This is a genomic window from Oceanobacillus aidingensis, from assembly GCF_042654105.1.
In the GTDB taxonomy this organism is placed as follows: Bacteria; Bacillota; Bacilli; order Bacillales; family Amphibacillaceae; genus Oceanobacillus; species Oceanobacillus oncorhynchi.
Genome location: NZ_JBHSFT010000017.1, coordinates 42532 through 59651, shown reverse-complemented (window position 1 = coordinate 59651; position 17120 = coordinate 42532). Strand labels below are relative to the sequence as shown.

The window sequence follows — 17120 nt, the reverse complement described above, 5'->3', positions numbered from 1 at the left end:
GAGATGAGCTCGGGGCCCACGGAAAGCGGAGTGTTTTTCTGGGGTTGCGATTACTCACCCCATGAAACCCGTTGTAGCGGTAGCTATTAATTTCAATTTATATAGATAATCAGCTTTTTCTTTGCTGGCTATACACTTAAAAAGGTTACGATGCTATTTATTTTCCTGAAGGCAACTTTTTTACCCAGCACTCACTTTATATGTGTTTTTTCTTGTTGTCAAGTAAATTTCCTTCAATATATTATTTTGTGTTAGGGAAACATTAAATTTTTCCAATTTGAAGTTCACGTGTACAGGAAGATTACTATATCTATTATTTTAATTTACATGCGTGTTCAAAAAAGCACGGTAAAAAAATACGCTTCAAAAATGGAAAAAATCCAATACATAATGGACCGGTAAAAAAGATTTCATTCACCATCACATACTTCAAAGAAAATTAAGTTATACTGTAAGATGAGCCTATATTTTAATGAAATGAACTTATATGTACAAGGAGGTTTGACGATGAAATTAGATATTATCGGCGACATACATGGATGCTTGGACGAGCTTTTAGACTTGCTGGACAAGCTGAAATATCATCAGAATAATGGCATCTATTCTCATCCTCACGGCAACAAAATCGTATTTATAGGAGACATCACAGACCGCGGACCAGATTCCATCGCTGTTATACGGCTGGTCTATCAGTTAGTTATGGAACAAAAAATAGCTTATTATGTCCCGGGAAATCATTGCAATAAATTATACCGTTTTTTTTTAGGAAACCGGGTACAGGAAAAGCATGGTTTAGAAACGACGGTTGCTGAATGGAAAAGCTTAAATGAATCTCAACAAATGGACATTCAGGAAAAGTTTATGACGCTTTATGAGAAAGCTCCTTTGTATTTACATTTTGAAGACATGAAATTAGTTGTTGCTCACGCAGGAATAAAGGAACATTTAATTGGACAGAAAGACGGGCACACAAAATCATTTGTCCTTTATGGAGATGTCACTGGCCAAACAGACCATCAGGGAAAACCAATCCGGCGGGACTGGGCAAAGCATTACCGGGGAGAGCCATGGATTGTTTACGGGCATACACCTGTTATAGAACCGCGTCAAATCAACCGGACAATCAATATAGATACAGGTTGTGTGTTCGGAAATAAACTGACTGCTTTTCAATTTCCCGAGCAGACAATCATTTCCGTGCCATCCAACCAATCCTTTCAGCCTGAGCGGTTTACAGATTTCCCGGATAATCCATAGACAAGCTTTTTTTACATGCAGCCATATCTGAGGAAAGCATACAGTGGAATTGCATTTTCTTATGTTCAAAAGGATTCTCCCATTCAATTGCTGTACAATGCAGCGCTTGACGCTCGAGGGCATCTGTGCTTCCTCCATACAGGTCATCACCCAGAAGAGGATGCCCCAAATGGCTGAAATGAACACGAATTTGATGCGTTCTCCCTGTTTCCAATTGAATTCGCAAAAGAGAGGCTCCAGAAAGTTTGGATACAGTCTGGTAATGTGTCGTTGCTTCCTTTCCATCCTCCCAGTTCACTTCACGTTCTATAATAGATGTTTTCTTGCGGGCGATTGGCGCATGTACCGTTCCGGCTGAAGGAGTCATTTCTCCAGTAATAATCGCTTCGTACGTACGATGGATTTGATTCTTTTTCTGCGCTTTGGATAACAGCGCATGCGCATACCGGTTTTTCGCAACTAAAACAAGACCAGACGTATCTCTGTCTAATCTTGTTACGATATGCACCGTTGCCGGATGATCTGATGCATTATAATAGGCCTGAATCCCGTTTGCTAATGAATCACGGCGGTCATTCATTGCTGGAAGACAAGCCTGACCAGCCGGTTTATTTAATACTAAATGATCTTCATCCTCATAAATAATTGCCAAATTCATTTCTGTTGCTTCAATACCGCCTGACACTTCATCAGGAAAAATGACGGTTAACGTATCATTTTTCCTGAGTGCTTCGGTTATATAGCTCTTCTTTTCGTTGATTAAAAATTTTCCGCCCTCTTGTTTCATAGCAGTCAGCAGTCTTCTTGAAAAGCCCTGCTTTTTCTGTAAAAATTCCTTTATCGTCAGCTGAGCACTATCCTCCGGAATTACCCAGCTTTTTTGTATCGCTGCAGTCACTTAATCCACCTCAGTAACAAAGGAATCCCGTACACGATGCCAGAAAGGAAATTGTCTAAATCGCGCAAAACGGATTTTTTCATTGGCCACACGGCATTGAATCGATTTTACTTCATGATAATTCTTTGTGAAATGATCAATCTGAATCAAGAAGGAATTATCCACCATCGGCTTTAGAAAGCATGTATGGTGCTTCGGTAAAACTAACGGCGAGCCAATCGTCCGAAAAACACGGTTATTAATCGATGCATTCTCCGTTATCTGAATAGCTTCCAGAGACGGGTGAATAATTGCTCCTCCAAGCGCTTTATTATATGCTGTACTGCCGGAAGGGGTCGATATACATATCCCATCCCCGCGGAATGTCTCAAAATGCTCCCCCTTCAACTCCACATCTAAGACAACAGATGAACCATCTGCCGTTTTGATCATCGCTTCATTTAACGCAAGATGCCTGTCTTCTTTTTTCCCTAATTCGTCCCGGATGATTACTTCCATTAATGGATATTCTACCGTTTGAAATGGCGTTCTCGCAATTTCAGTCAAGAGCTTATCCACTTCCTCCTGCGTCCAATCCGTGTAAAAACCTAAATGACCGGTGTGAATCCCGATAAACGCTGTTTCTTTCAGACGGTGATTATAGCGATGAAAAGCTTCTAAAAAGGTACCGTCGCCGCCAACTGAAATAGCCAAATCAGGCTCCTCCTTGTGATATTCCAGTCCAAAAGACTCCAAATATTGCCGCATCATGTTCTTTATTTTATTTGACCGCTTGTCTCCTCTAGAAACAATTTTAAACTTCATTACATTTTCCCATCCTTTGCCTATGATTTACGATGAAAAACACGCTGAGCTTCATGGATTTCACTTCTGATTTTAGACATTTCTTCATCCAGTTTAAATGCAGCCTCGGCAGCCTTCTGCAGACGCAGTTTAACCTCTGAAGGTAAATTCCCTTCATATTTATAATTTAAAGAATGTTCATTGGTCGCCCAAAAATTCATCGCAAGTGTACGTATTTGAACTTCAGCTATAACAATTATTCTTCCCGTCACCGTCTCCACGGGGTATTCAATAATCATATGATAAGATCTGTACCCGCTATCTTTTTTATGAAAAACATAATCTTTTTCTTCAATAATTTGAAAATCATTGCGTTTCCTGAGCATTTCGACGATGGGATAAATATCATCAACAAATTGACAAACAACTCTTATCCCTGCGATATCCTGTAAGGTGTCTAAATTCTCAAGAGGAATTTGCCGTTCACGCGCCTTTTCGATAATACTTGGTATTGGTTTTACTCTTCCTGTGACAAACTCAATCGGTGAATTGCTGGATTCTCTCTCATACTCAGCACGAATCCCTTTTAGCTTTACTTTTAATTCTTCCACTGCCTGTTTATATGGCGCTAACGTTTTTCCCCAGTCCATCGAACATCACCCTATATGTAAACTAATATTATTATTTTTATTTTATCACAGAGTAGCATTAGTACAAAGGAAAGAGGGACTTTTAAGGAAAACTCGGCAAACCGGGCCTTAAATAGGATGCTCTTAAACAACCTGCTGTCAGGAATCTCCACGCCAAAGTATCGGGTTTTTTCGAAAGCCATCTGCCCGCATAGTTATTTTTTGCAATGCTTCTTCATACAAGCCATAATAGAGATAATCTAATTTTAGAACTGGAGATTTATGTATGAGCCAAGAAGTAGAAATTGAATTTAAAAACCTGCTGACCACACAGGAATATAATCAACTGGCAGAAGCTTTATTTTCACAGGCAGAGACAATAGAGCAGACAAATTATTACTTTGAAACGCCCTCCTTTGATTTAAAAGGAAACCATTCTGCATTACGAATACGGAAAAAGAACGAAACATATACTTTAACATTAAAAGAACCGCATCCGGATGGATTATTGGAGACGCATGACAAGCTGTCAGAGGAAGCATTTCTATCATGGACTTCCGGCTCGCCGACAGAAGCTCCAAATGTATTAAAACAGCTGCAGGAAATGTCTGTCGACGTGTCATCGCTGACTTATTTAGGAAAAATGACCACCTTACGAAAAGAGAGACCTTATCAGGATACACTCATTGTTTTAGATAAAAGTATGTATTTAGATGCGGTGGACGCTGAGCTGGAATTAGAAGCAGCTTCAAGGGACCATGGAGAAAAAGTATTTAAAAGCTTACTTGGAAACTATGAAATACCTTTCCGGGAAACGCCCGCTAAAATAGCACGTTTTTTTAATCAAAAACAGTGAAACCCCCTGTAAAAAGCAGTTGTATTACAAATTGTTATTCTCCATTTGTAATAACAAATAGGAGATTAGCCTTCTGTTACGGTACAGATTATTTGATGAAGTGAATCTATATTGCTACAATACTAGTACAAGGAGCAAATGATATGAAACAAAATAATATAAAAACGGTATATAGCGGAATTGGCGGTTATGAAAAGATGGAGCAGATTGTGGAAACATTCTATGGATATGTAAAAGAAAATCCTGTCTTAATACCGCTTTTTCCGGATGATTTAACCGAAACAGCTCATAAACAGAAGTTATTTCTCACACAGTTTTTCGGCGGTCCGAGATTGTATGAAGAAGAACGCGGACATCCGATGTTAAGAAGAAGGCATCTTCCGTTTCCGATAACACCAAGTGCCCGAGATGCTTGGCTGGCCTGTATGAATCTTGCACTAGTAGAACACGAGGTAGAAGAACCTTATTATACGGAAATGATGGAACGAATGACCTTGACTGCAAATCATATGATGAATACCCCTGAATCTTAGAAAGGAGCATTCAAAATGAATGGAAATCAACAAGAACTGTCATCTTCTAATCAAATGGACCCTGCTTTTAACTACATGAAATATGTTCAAAAACCGATTGAAATGTATGTTTTTATTGATCCATTATGTTCTGAATGCTGGGCATTAGAGCCTTATCTAAAAAAGTTATATGTTGAATATGGCCGTTTTTTTACGATAAAGCATGTAATCAGCGGACAGCTGACCGCATTAAATTCAAATGGTTTAAATAAAAACAAACAAACAAAACAATCCAGTTTCACTCATTTCCCAAGCAATCATAAAGAGATTGATTACCCTTGGGTTCCAGCTCTCGCAATTAAAGCAGCGGAACTGCAAGGCAAAAAGGCCTCTAAACAATTTATTCGCAAAATACAGGAGACACTGTTTTTTGATAAACAGAATATCTGTAATGAGGATGTCTTATTAAGATGTGCCTCCGATGCAGCTTTAGATATCGAAGAATTTCAAAAGGATTTATTCTCAAATACTTCTAAGCGTGCACTGCAATGTGATTTACACCTTGCTTATGAGATGGAAGTAGATTATACACCTACCATTGTTTTATTTAACCAGGAAGTTGAAGATGAAGGTGTAAAGCTTTCTGGACTTCATCCGTATGATATTTATGAATTTGTGTTAAAAGAAATTTTACAGCGCACACCGATTCCGTCTGTAAAACCATCATTAATTGACTATCTGCAATTACAGAAAACAGTATGCACAAAGGAACTATCTGTTATTTATGACTGGTCCATTGATAAGACAGAAAAAGAGCTTAAAAAGCTGCAGTTTCAGCAAATCGTTGAGAGAGTGCCGGAAAAAAATGAATCCTGCTGGAAATACCTCGGCACGCTTTGAATCTATCATGATTAATGTCTGAGCTTCCTAGAAGTTAAGGCTTCCCGGCAGCCAAACGACCGATGCGTTAATACAAATTAGGAAATACACTTATTTTGAGCATGGTTATCAATTTATTTTATTTTGAACCTGATCCGATCAAAAAAAGACCGGATCAGGTTTTTTTGATAATAAAAAAGATACACGGGGCAGCGTGTATCTTTTTTTCCGTCTTTGTATAATTACAAAGGGGGGATGGGAGAAAGTTTCATGATCAAACAAAAGGGGTATTTGTTTGTAATCAACTTACAATTATATTCTAGCAAGTTCCTTTTCAGTTTTCAATAATTATGTGCATCTTTTCACAAAATATTCACTTCTGTTCTTTTCCGGCAGTCATTGTGTCATTTTTGTTGGACTTTTTGAACTTCCTATAATAACAAATGTTTAAAAAGTCTGATAAAAATGACCAATAAGTTCAAGGCGACGAGATTTTTCCGAACGGAGCGTATGCTTTAAAATACGTGAGTAGCGGAAAAATCTCGTCAACGCAGAAATTCGCCGTGTCATTTTTATTGGACTTTTTGAACTTCTTCTTCTAGAAGAAATAACTCGGACATATAATGCAGTACAAACCAATTCCCCATCAAAGGAGGAGTCCAATCATATGCGGCGTAATTATTTTCCTTTCTTATTCATACTTTTAGTGATTATCGCCTTTTTCTTTAATTTATTAGGCTTTATGAACATGATACCTATGTATATAACGCTCCCCTTATTACTCGCATCCATTTATTGTATGCTGTCTTCCATTGCCTATCAGAAAACAAGAGGATACCGGCGCTGAAAATAGCATCTATTATATCTAAAACGGTCAGGAAACCGAGCTTCCTGACCGTTTTTATGATTCATTTTATTTTTCCAGCAATGCTTCCATCTCTGTCAATTTTTCTTCAAAAACATCCAGTGCATCTAAAATAGCTTGTTTCTGCGTCATATCCACGCCAGCTTTTTTCAATACATCAATAGGGTCCTCGCTGCTGCCGGATTGCAGGAAGCCTAAATAGCGGTCGACAGCGCCTTCTTCCCCATCTAAAATCTGCTTTGACAGCGCCGTTGCTGCAGAATAGCCTGTAGCATATTGATATACATAATAATTCATATAAAAGTGAGGAATTCGCGCCCATTCTAAGCCAATTTTTTCATCACTTACAACGTCTTCTCCATAATACTTTTTATTTAAATCATAATACACCTCTGTCAGCTTATCAGCAGTTAACGCCTCTCCATTTTGAGCCAGCACATGAATATCATGCTCGAATTCAGCAAACATGGTTTGGCGGAATACGGTTCCGCGGAAACCTTCTAAAAAGTGGTTTAATATATAAAGCTTTTCCTTTTCGTCATCCAGATGCTCTAATAAATAATCGTTTAATAGTGCTTCATTTGTAGTCGACGCCACTTCTGCTACAAAGATGGAATAGTTTCCATAACGGAACGGCTGATATTTTCTCGAATAATAGCTGTGCACAGAATGTCCCAATTCATGAGCCAGCGTAAAAGTATTATTCACATCATCCTGCCAGTTCAAAAGAATATATGGATTTGTTCCATATGTCCCTGACGAGTAGGCGCCGCTTCTTTTTCCTTTATTTTCTTCTACATCGATCCAGCGCTCGCTAAAGGCTTCCTCTAGAATACCGGCGTATTCTTTCCCTAATGGCTTTAAGCCTTCCAGGACGTATTTTTTAGCTTCTTCATACGTAACAGGCATTTTCACATCTTTTACGAGCGGTGTATATAAATCGTACATATGCAGTTCATCGACACCGAGAATTTTCTTTCTTAATTTGGCATAGCGATGCAATAAAGGTAATTTTTCATTCACTGCCTCAACTAAATTATCATATACCTCCTCAGGTATATGGTTATTATCTAGAGCAGCCTGACGTGCACTTTCATAATTCCGGACTTTCGCATTAAAATTATGTGATTTCACCTCTCCGCTTAATGTAGAGGCAAATGTATTTTTAAATGAACCGTACGTGTCATACATCGCATTAAAAGCTTGTTCGCGCACATTCCGGTCCGATGATTCCATAAATGTAGAGTATCTGCCGTGCGTCAGCTCAACTTCTTCCCCATCCGCATTTGTGATGGACGGGAAGGTTAAATCGGCATTATTCAGCATACCGAATGTTTGTGAAATGGCTCCGATCGGTTCATCTGCCTCTGCAAGCAATATCTCTTCCTTCTCGCTTAATATATGCGGACGGCTGTGATTTATATCATCTAATACTTTTTTATAAACCTGAAGTTCTTTGTTCTCTTCTATAAACTGCTTGAGCTTTTCTTCCGGTATTTCTAAAATCTCCGGTACAAGAAAGCTAAATTGGCTGGATGCAGTCGTCAGCAGATTTTCTGCCTGCGCATTTAACCCTTGGTAAAAGGAATTCGTCGTATCCTGGTCCGTGCGTAAATGACCATAAACATACAACTTACCTAGACGCTCTGACAGTTCATCCTGAACCTGTAATGCTTCTAATAACGTATCTGCGGAAGCCCCTAATTTCCCTTTATACGCTGCCAATTTTGAAATATCATTTTTTAAGCTTTGAAATTCTTCTTTCCATTGTTCATCCGTCTCAAAAATATCTTCTAAACGCCACGTAGACTCTTCTGGTATTTCATCACGCTTTGGTAATTGTTTTGCTGCTTTTGCCATACGATTATTGCCTCCCTTTTTACAATTCAACAGTACTTTCTGTTTCCAACAACTCTTCCGATGTAAATGTATTAAAGCCATACTGTTTTTATTCTTCTTATTTAGTATAACGAAATAAGGGCGAATCATGCTCGTATTTTGCTTTTTTTTCTGTAAAAAATGGATAAAAAAAGGACTGATCTCCCTGAGCTGCCTGCTCCAGCGAAGAATAACAAATAATTTCTTTCTTAGTCCGCAGAATGGAGGAGGATTGTATGTCTATATATCCGGCACGTTGGATTAACTGAAGGTAATAACTCAATGCATTGGAAAAATCGAAGGTGCCTTTGCCGTAGAAGGAATAAAGTATTTTCTTTACCCGGCCGATATCTGTCCGCTCCCCTGCTTTTAAATCAGCTAACCAAGTGACATACAGCTCTGTTTGCCACTTATAAAACGGAACAGGCACAGCAGCGTAATAAGGAATCGGTATAAAACAGATACTTGGAAGATGCTGAAACAGGTATCCTTTACTGTATAGCCACCTCCGCAGCTGATAGACAGATCCATAAGCTCCCTCCACTTTTATACGGAGACGTTGTACTTCTTTTAACCAGACCTCCGGAAACTTGCCGGGATTCTTTTCTTTGTGAAAGAGATGTTTAAAATGCAGCTTATGAAGCGGGTAGATAAACTGTTTAGCAAAAAGCTTAGAGGTTTGTAGAGGATGTAAATGATGAAGAACAGCCATTTCTGATAGAAACGGGTCGTAAAAAAACAATTGCGGATAATCCTTTTGCGGAGAAGAATGAATAAACGTATCTAAAAAATGATTTGTTTGAAAAGTGCAGGCTCCTTTCCGTTTTAAATATTTCGCTCCGAGAATCCACATGGATTCGATTCCGATTGATTTGTAACCCTGAATCCTGCTTAAGATTTCTTTCCGCGGGATTCTTGAACATTGAAACTCAACTGCTATTTTCTTTTGGCCAATACAAATAAAAATATCAGCCCTTTGAGAAATTTCAGGAAAATATACTTCTAAATCTGCTCGCATATTAAATCGTGTCAGCCACTGAAATAATTGCAGCTTCCCTCTTGCATGATAAGCTCCTTCTCCTCCCGAAAAAAGACATGCTGTCTGAGGTAAATGGGAAAAATGGGGCACCACCCTTTCTCCCGACCGGATAATCACTCTTTCTTCACAGACAGGACAATAAAAGATATTTTTGTTCTCTTTCCAAACAGCAATCTCTCTTTGCGAATGACGAAATAGCAGAATAGACTCTCCCGTTTTACTCATTGCTCGCTGCAAGCTTTATCACCTCCTATACATATATTATTTCGACAGCGTTTCTGCTTTTCCTGCTTTTTTCTGCTGCTGCATTTTTTCAAACAAATGACTGAATTTGAACACCGCTCCATTGTAACGGCAAAAAAAACATCAAAAAAACCTACAACAAATCGCAGCAAATGATTTCTTGTAGGTTTTATATCAGACATCCTTTGGAAAATAGGTACGAACCTGCTCAAATGCATTGTTTTCCATCAACCTCTTACCGTATTCTTCCAAAAGATGAATAGAAAGGGATGAATCTGATGCGTATTCCAGCACTTGGCTGATGACGTCTTCCTGACGATGTTCATCTAATACATCATAAGAAAATTCCATATATAAATAGTAGTTATCTTTATAGGAATATAACGTCTCTTCTCCAAAATCACTTACATCCTGCAGCTGGTGACTAAGCTGAATCAGATTCTCAAACTCATCAAATTCAACAATAATCCACAAATTCTCTTCCATCAGTTCGTCATTCTTTTCATCTTCGTCTTCTTTTTTATTGTCTCCAAACTTCTCTTCTAAAATATTGTCCAGCTGATCATCTACTGGTAAATCAATATTCCCATCCTCGGTTTCCAGCTCTAAATGTTCACCATTTTTAGAGACCTTCGCTTTCGTAACAACAATTTCAAGACCTTTTTCCATCGCTTGAACTTGTATCCAAAGCGGTCCTTCCGGATTGAAATCCTCACGATAGTTGACTTCATCCATCATCTGCCAGAACAATTGCTCACTTCTTTCCCGATTGTACCAGATTTCTTCTTTTTCAAAACCTAATTCCTCTATATCAACATAAGAAATATAAAATTTAATCGTATTTTCATTAATTCTTTCTATCTCCACAGTAAGCTCCCCCTTCTCATTAAGATAGAATCATCTCCTGCACCTTTATTCTAAACGGATACCTGAGCCGACAGCATATAATTAACGTCTCTATAATAGATGTACCCAAATCAATGTAATCCTAATCATAATCCTTATTTATCACATTGTATGCAAAAATGCAATCCACAAGAAATGAATACGCCCAGTTCCTGTCACTTTTCTGAAAAAACAGATGAGCATCCCTATTAAATACGAATATAGCTATACATTTTATTTAGTTAGTTATTTTAACGTATTTCACGTGTTTTGTCATTTATCAGAGCTTATTTGATTTTCACCATTTTTACCCATAAAGAAAGGCGCAGACATCATCTGCACCTTAACTGACTTATTTATTATTAATTAACCATTCGTTGTGCTTCACGTAATTGGAAGGTTCTAACGGTCCGCGGTAAGAAACGGCGAATCTCATCTTCGTTATAACCAACCTGCAGTCGTTTTTCATCTAAAATTATAGGGCGACGCAATAAACCAGGATTATCCTGTATTAAATTAAATAAATCTTTCATCGGCAGCTGGTCAATATTAACATTCAGCTTTTGAAAAACCTTCGATCTTGTAGAAATAATCTCATCTGTTCCATCCTCAGTCATACGCAATATTTCTTTAATCTCATCAAGAGATAAAGGTTCAGAAAAGATATTACGTTCTGTAAAAGGAATATTATGCTCTTCCAGCCATGCTTTTGCTTTTCTACATGAAGTACAGCTTGGTGAGGTATAAAGTGTTACCATAAAACTTCACTCCTCAATCTAATTTATATTTTCAACATCCACCTAAACTTTATTAAATAATAATAAGTATAATCTGTTCATATGTACTTATTATACACCAAATATCTAATAAAAGGTAGGGGGTGCGATAAAATCATTTATTTAAATTCTCTTACCGCTTCTCACATAGTTTTAAGATTCCCTCATCTAATTGATAATAAACCTTTAAACCACATAAATTTTATTTACCCGATATAAAATTTATAATTCTGCCTGTACTATAAATTATTCCACTTATTATCACGGGATAAACGTCTTTTTTCCTGAAAGCGTTTTAATCAAAATGTTCTAAAAAAAGCTTGCTATTTTAATAAATACATAATATGATATTAAACATAACTTTATATGTTAGGTTTCCTAACATAATTTTAAAAGGAGGAATCCTCATTGAAAAAGGTGGAAGCAATTATACGCCCAGAGAAGTTTCAGGATTTACGAGAAAAACTGTCAGCAATCGGTTTTGACGGCCTGACCGTGACAGAAGTAGCCGGGACCGGCAAGCAAAAAGGCAAAATTGGTGTATATCGCTCTACAGAGTTCGAAGTCACCTTACTATCTAAGTTAAAGGTGGAATTAGTTGTTTCCGAAGAACGAGTCGATGATATAGTCGGCCATATTATCGACGCTTGTAAAACCGGACAAATTGGAGACGGGAAGATTTTCATCTCCCCAATCGAGCAGGTAATCCGCATAAGAACAGGAGAAAGCGGGACAAAAGCAATTTATTAACAGACAGGAGGAAATCATATGTTTAAGAAATCATTTACATTAGCTATCGTATTATTTTTAATAACAACACCCGCATACGCTCAAACACCGACTGTAGAATCATTAGAGCTTTCCATCAATCTTGTATGGGTGATGCTTGGCGCCTTTTTAGTTTTCTTTATGCACGCAGGGTTCGCTATGGTGGAATCCGGCTTTACCCGTTCAAAAAATACATTAAATATCTTAATGAAAAATTTTTTAACCATCTGTATTGCCGCTATTCTATTTTTCGCAGCCGGGTACGGGATTATGTTCGGTTCTTCCGCAGGAACTATTATTGGAACAAATGGTTTCTTTCTAACTGATGTGGAAGATGTTGGTTTCTTCGTATTTCAGGCTATGTTTGTCGCAACATGCGCAACAATTATGTCAGGAGCAGTAGCAGAACGAATTAAATTAGGGAGCTATATCCTTATTGTTATTGCCATGACCACTTTTATTTACCCTGTAGTCGGACACTGGATCTGGCAGGGAGATGGCTGGTTAACAGCTCTTGGCTTTAGTGATTTCGCCGGATCTACAGTTGTTCACTTAACCGGAGCTTCTGGAGCACTTATGGTTATTTCGATTCTTGGTCCAAGGATCGGAAAATACAATGGCAAGAAAGTTAATGTTATCCCTGGACATAATTTACCTCTCGGAGCACTCGGCGTGTTTATCTTATGGTTAGGATGGTTTGGTTTCAACGGCAGCAGTACACTAGCGGCTGATCCATCGCTTGTCCCCTATGTTATCGGAACAACCTTGCTATCCACCTCTGCTGCGTTAGTATCTTCCTCCTTCTACACAAAATTACGATTTAAAAAAATGGATGCATCCTTATCCATGAATGGGGTTTTAGGCGGTTTAGTAGGTATAACTGCCGGCGCAGCAGAAATTTCCTTAGGCGGCTCTATTCTCGTCGGGCTGGTTTCCGGTATTTTACTAGTAGAAGCCATCCGCTTTATCGATACAAAACTGCGGTTAGACGACCCTGTAGGAGCAATTGCAGTTCATGGCATCTGCGGAATTTGGGGTACATTAGCTATTGGATTCTTCTCGATTGATACCGGATTATTTTACGGAAATGGTTTCAGTCAGTTAGGAATTCAAGCAATCGGCGTTTCAGCAGTAATCATTTGGGTTTCTGCCACAATTGGAGGATTCACTTATGTATTAAATAAAATCTCACCCATTCGCGTATCTGCTGCAGAAGAAAAAGCCGGACTGGACTTCTCAGAACATGGTTCCAGCGCCTATCATTTTAAAGACAGTTATTTAGAAGGAACTTCAAGCCCGAAGGCACCAATTGGTCTGGCAGAACGTTTAAACCAAAAAACACCTGTTGAAAACCCGACAAAATCTTAATAATCCTTTTCTAAACTTAAAAACACTGCAGAGGAAATACTTCACTCCTGCAGTGTTTTTAAGCTTTCATTAAAGAATCGCCTTTAATTCGATTCTTTCCGTTTTTGCATACCTTCTAAAAGGTTATCCGATTTTTCATCTTCATTATAACGCAATACTTCATCTGAAGGCTGATATTTTTTTCCATAAATCTCTTTGTCCTTGTATGTATGAATATCTTCATACATTTTTTTCATCTGACTATAAATAACTTCCTCTGAATCACCCTGAGGAGACCAATATAAGATTTCCATCGGTGTTTCTTCATCCGTTGCCAGTGATTTGCGGTTATATCCAATCGCTCTTGCATGACGAAAACCTTCACGGGAATAAAACTTTAATCTTTTTTCCGAGTCGGTATCATCATAATTAATCGGTTCCACTTCCAGAATAATCGCCTTATTTTTTTCTTTCAGCTTGTCTATCAGCTGATGACCAATCCCCTGCCCTCTAGTATTCGATGATACCCAGAGATAATCAATAAAAAGAAATGTATCGAATTCCGCATACATCAATACATGTTTTGGACTCTCATCTTTAAAATAGACATCGCCCTTTTCCGCCAGTAAAAGCTCCATATGCTTTTTAGATTTCATCTCTTCTACCGGAAAATAATCGTTCAGCTTTTCATACCAATTCATTCAGGTTGCTCCTTTTCGATTATTATCGTTTCATTATAACCGATTTCATTTTAATTGTGAAATGATAGCAGGAATCCATAATTTCCTTTCTTAACACGACAAGGTTTTGCTGATTTTAGAAAAGCAATCAAAATAAAGCACTTCTCTGTTTATGGTTCCTTCTTTTCATATAATTTCAGATTGCTATAAAATGAAACTTCATTCAGCGGGAGTTTTACAGGCGGTTCTCCGCGATAAAAAAAGAGCAGCCTTCAATCTTTCACAGGCCGCTGAAAAAAGCCCGGTAAAAACAAGCCGTCCAATAACTTTCTTTTGGACTGCGTGATTTTTACCTGCTTTTTTAAGTTCCCTCTTCCAGATGAAAACTGCTTCCTGATTGATTTCGATGGTTTAAGCGTGCGCTGACAGTTTTGTTTCCCATTGATCCTGCTCGATAACTTCATTCATGCTTCCTGTACGGTAGCCAAGCAAATCGACGGATACATAATCAAACCCAAAGCTGACCAGCTTATTTTGGATTTCTTCCTTTTCATCAAGTAATTCCAATATTTTGTCTCCAGCTACTTCGATACGCGCTACATTATCATGATAGCGCACACGCACCTCTTCAAAACCAAGCCCTTTTAAATACAATTCAGCTTGATCGACTTGCTGAACGATTTGTTTGTTTAGCTTCGTACCATAAGGAAAACGAGAAGCCAGGCTGCAGGATGCCACTTTATCCCAAACAGGAAGCTTCAATTCCTTCGCAAGTGCGCGAACTTCTGTTTTATAAAAGTCTGCTTCCTGCAGCACACTGCGGATACCTTCCTCTGTTCTTGCTTTTAATCCCGGACGAAAATCCGCTTCATCATCCATAATCATGCCATCTAAAACGTACGAATAACCCATTTCTTCAGCCAGTTTATTCAGATGTGTGTAAAGCAGTTTTTTACTGAAATACCAGCTCTCCGGATTATTTGCTATAATATCTGGATTTTCCAGTTCTTTCATTTCTGTTTGATGCACACGGACCCCCAGATTTTCAGCTAATTGTACACTGGCTTCAAATTCAGAGTCGCGAAAAAGCTCAGAGTTTACAACCACGGCTAATACATTGTCCCCAAGCTCTTCCTGCGCCCGCTTCAATACAACTGCACTATCTACTCCGCCAGAAAAGGCAACCATTACGCGGCCCATACCCTTCAAAATATTGCCTAAGTGTTTATTTTTTTCTTGCAGATTATTCATTTTTACATACACTCCCCAACAAGCAATTTATTGTTACTGATTCCATCTCAGCATCTTAAACTTCTATTAAAATGTTTTAAATAAACTTCTTTTTGATTATAGGCGACAAATAATTTCTTCATCTTTTCCACTTTCATTTTAACATAGCCAACTCGTCCATTCACAATGATTAAAATAAATGAAGTAACCTAACTTGCCTTTCTATTTACATTGGAGGAAAATAGCCCTCTGCATCAAATTCCATTTGATGCAAATCCTCTAATACCTCAATGTTTTCATTCTCTTTCAATTCATTGAAAATCACTTCTGATACAAATAACTCTCCGATATGAAGCGTGTTTGGAATCCGCACGATTCTTGCCTCTTCCGACGGGACGCCCCAATTGGCGCGGAGTGCTGCTTCTAATGCTTTCCGATCACTATCAAGGACGATTGGAATTTTAGCTCTGTCTAAAAATGTACTTGTTACAACGTTTTCATTCATGGCTTTTAAATCAATTACTTCAAATAAACGTTTTGTTGTCAAATCCGCCAGACCAATCCCTAATGCATTCCCATGGCTGGCCTCACTTAATTTAGAAGCAATCACGTATTTGACACTAGGCTTTTCAGGTTCCTCTACTCCCAGCACCCGTATACGGCCAATAATGTTTGTATCCATGCCTGTTCCACTATGATTTTTGCCTATTTCATCAACAACTAATATATCCATCTCATCAACCGGAAGACTAGGCATTAAAGCAAATGCACGTTTTAATAATTCTCTTTCACGTTCTTCAATTTGATTAGGATCAATCGCTTCAATAATCGCGGTTTCTTCATGCGCATTTTCTACAATCGCTATACCAAACAGTGTATTTGAATGACTGATCGCAACCTTGCCAACCTCAGGCATCATATCACGAATTCCTCTGATGCCATGTGTATGAAGCGCTAACGCCTGCTTATGTTTTCCCATACCAATCGATGCCATTTTCAAGATACCACTTTCAATATCCTTTTTAAAATCGGTATGCGGCTTCACACGCCCCATCACGATAATACCATCCGCTTCATATGCATGCCTATCAACATAAACAGGAATACCAGCTGATGTTTTGCCTACTTCTACAACTTCCATGGATGAACGAATTTCGCAGCCGGTTGACACCTCTGTTACCCCAAGTCCATCAAGTACTTCGATTTGACCTTCCGCAGTAGCTCCGCCATGACTTCCCATCGCCGGGATAATAAATGGTGTTGCACCTCTTTTTTTAATTTCATCCGCTACACCCTTGACAATAAGCGGAATATTAGCAATCCCGCGGCTTCCGACAGTAATTGCAATTTCCATGCCGGGTTTGATTTTCTTATCCGCATTCACATGGTTGAATTGCTCTGAAACAGTTCCTGTAATATCGTCCAGACTTTCCACTTCAAATTTTTGTCTAATTTTTGCCATTTTCGGTAAAGACATTGTTTACAGCTCCTTTCAAATTACGTTTATCTAAAATCGATGAAATATTCCCTGTCTTAATGAGGAATTTATTCTTCCGTAACCCCCAGTCTCATACTTGCCAGCTTTTCATGCCAAG

At 38.4% G+C, this 17120-nt stretch carries 17 protein-coding genes; 7 read left to right on the top strand and 10 right to left on the bottom strand.

Translation table 11 applies throughout. The annotated features are described in order from the left end of the window. The first annotated feature begins 507 nt into the window (after positions 1-507). Complete coding sequence (prpE, locus tag ACFO3P_RS11805) at positions 508-1257, top strand: bis(5'-nucleosyl)-tetraphosphatase PrpE (RefSeq protein WP_193064328.1); 750 nt, start codon at positions 508-510, stop codon at positions 1255-1257. Here the strand turns inward: prpE and ACFO3P_RS11800 are convergent. From ACFO3P_RS11800 to yjbM, 3 genes are read right to left on the bottom strand one after another with little or no spacing between them, the layout of a single operon-like run. Continuing rightward, complete coding sequence (locus ACFO3P_RS11800; protein WP_246529047.1) at positions 1232-2155, bottom strand: RluA family pseudouridine synthase; 924 nt, start codon at positions 2153-2155, stop codon at positions 1232-1234. The genes prpE and ACFO3P_RS11800 overlap by 26 nt on opposite strands. Continuing rightward, positions 2156-2959 carry an NAD kinase gene (locus ACFO3P_RS11795; RefSeq protein ID WP_042535429.1) on the bottom strand — a complete coding sequence of 268 codons (804 nt, stop codon included), beginning with the start codon at positions 2957-2959 and terminating at the stop codon, positions 2156-2158. A 20-nt stretch (positions 2960-2979) separates the two neighbouring features. Further along, entirely contained in the window at positions 2980-3588 is a 609-nt protein-coding gene (gene yjbM / locus ACFO3P_RS11790; protein WP_042535431.1) for a GTP diphosphokinase, read from the bottom strand. Positions 3589-3853: 265 nt separating this feature from the next. On the opposite strand from yjbM, the gene ACFO3P_RS11785 reads away from it, so the two are divergent. The 4 genes from ACFO3P_RS11785 to ACFO3P_RS11770 all read left to right on the top strand — a co-directional run bounded on the left by ACFO3P_RS11785 (position 3854) and on the right by ACFO3P_RS11770 (position 6661). After that, the gene (locus ACFO3P_RS11785) at positions 3854-4423 is read left to right on the top strand and encodes a CYTH domain-containing protein (protein ID WP_042535433.1); all 570 of its coding nucleotides are present in this window, start codon (positions 3854-3856) and stop codon (positions 4421-4423) included. A 143-nt stretch (positions 4424-4566) separates the two neighbouring features. Continuing rightward, positions 4567-4956, top strand: coding sequence for a globin domain-containing protein (locus ACFO3P_RS11780; protein WP_042535435.1), 390 nt, complete (start codon positions 4567-4569; stop codon positions 4954-4956). A gap of 15 nt (positions 4957-4971) precedes the next feature. After that, positions 4972-5835: a ClpXP adapter SpxH family protein gene (locus ACFO3P_RS11775; RefSeq protein ID WP_042535437.1), complete on the top strand. Its 864-nt coding sequence runs from the start codon at positions 4972-4974 to the stop codon at positions 5833-5835. Positions 5836-6481: 646 nt separating this feature from the next. After that, positions 6482-6661, top strand: a complete 180-nt coding sequence (locus ACFO3P_RS11770) for a hypothetical protein (RefSeq protein ID WP_139089162.1) — start codon at positions 6482-6484, stop codon at positions 6659-6661. A gap of 66 nt (positions 6662-6727) precedes the next feature. Here the strand turns inward: ACFO3P_RS11770 and pepF are convergent, their stop codons facing one another. From pepF to spxA, 4 genes are all read right to left on the bottom strand, one after another. Next, a complete protein-coding gene (gene pepF, locus ACFO3P_RS11765; protein WP_368901670.1) occupies positions 6728-8539 on the bottom strand; it encodes an oligoendopeptidase F in 1812 nt (603 codons plus the stop codon). A 97-nt stretch (positions 8540-8636) separates the two neighbouring features. Further along, positions 8637-9833 (bottom strand): competence protein CoiA family protein, encoded by a 1197-nt coding sequence (locus ACFO3P_RS11760; protein WP_212929431.1) that lies wholly within the window; start codon positions 9831-9833, stop codon positions 8637-8639. A gap of 180 nt (positions 9834-10013) precedes the next feature. Further along, positions 10014-10706 (bottom strand): adaptor protein MecA, encoded by a 693-nt coding sequence (gene mecA, locus ACFO3P_RS11755; RefSeq protein WP_042535441.1) that lies wholly within the window; start codon positions 10704-10706, stop codon positions 10014-10016. Positions 10707-11086: 380 nt separating this feature from the next. Then, positions 11087-11482: a transcriptional regulator SpxA gene (spxA, locus tag ACFO3P_RS11750; RefSeq protein WP_040979700.1), complete on the bottom strand. Its 396-nt coding sequence runs from the start codon at positions 11480-11482 to the stop codon at positions 11087-11089. A 426-nt stretch (positions 11483-11908) separates the two neighbouring features. On the opposite strand from spxA, the gene ACFO3P_RS11745 reads away from it, so the two are divergent. Both ACFO3P_RS11745 and ACFO3P_RS11740 read left to right on the top strand, forming a co-directional pair. Then, a complete protein-coding gene (locus tag ACFO3P_RS11745; RefSeq protein ID WP_042535443.1) occupies positions 11909-12250 on the top strand; it encodes a P-II family nitrogen regulator in 342 nt (113 codons plus the stop codon). 18 nt (positions 12251-12268) lie between these two features. Continuing rightward, on the top strand, positions 12269-13636 hold the full coding sequence (locus tag ACFO3P_RS11740) for an ammonium transporter (RefSeq protein ID WP_368901669.1): 1368 nt from the start codon (positions 12269-12271) through the stop codon (positions 13634-13636). 83 nt (positions 13637-13719) lie between these two features. Here the strand turns inward: ACFO3P_RS11740 and ACFO3P_RS11735 are convergent, their stop codons facing one another. The 3 genes from ACFO3P_RS11735 to ACFO3P_RS11725 form a co-directional block, all read right to left on the bottom strand. Next, positions 13720-14316: a GNAT family N-acetyltransferase gene (locus ACFO3P_RS11735; RefSeq protein WP_042535447.1), complete on the bottom strand. Its 597-nt coding sequence runs from the start codon at positions 14314-14316 to the stop codon at positions 13720-13722. Between the two features lie 390 nt (positions 14317-14706). Next, positions 14707-15546, bottom strand: a complete 840-nt coding sequence (gene larE, locus ACFO3P_RS11730) for an ATP-dependent sacrificial sulfur transferase LarE (protein ID WP_042535449.1) — start codon at positions 15544-15546, stop codon at positions 14707-14709. A gap of 205 nt (positions 15547-15751) precedes the next feature. Next, positions 15752-17002: a nickel pincer cofactor-dependent isomerase, group 22 gene (locus ACFO3P_RS11725; protein WP_193064331.1), complete on the bottom strand. Its 1251-nt coding sequence runs from the start codon at positions 17000-17002 to the stop codon at positions 15752-15754. Positions 17003-17120: the final 118 nt, after the last annotated feature.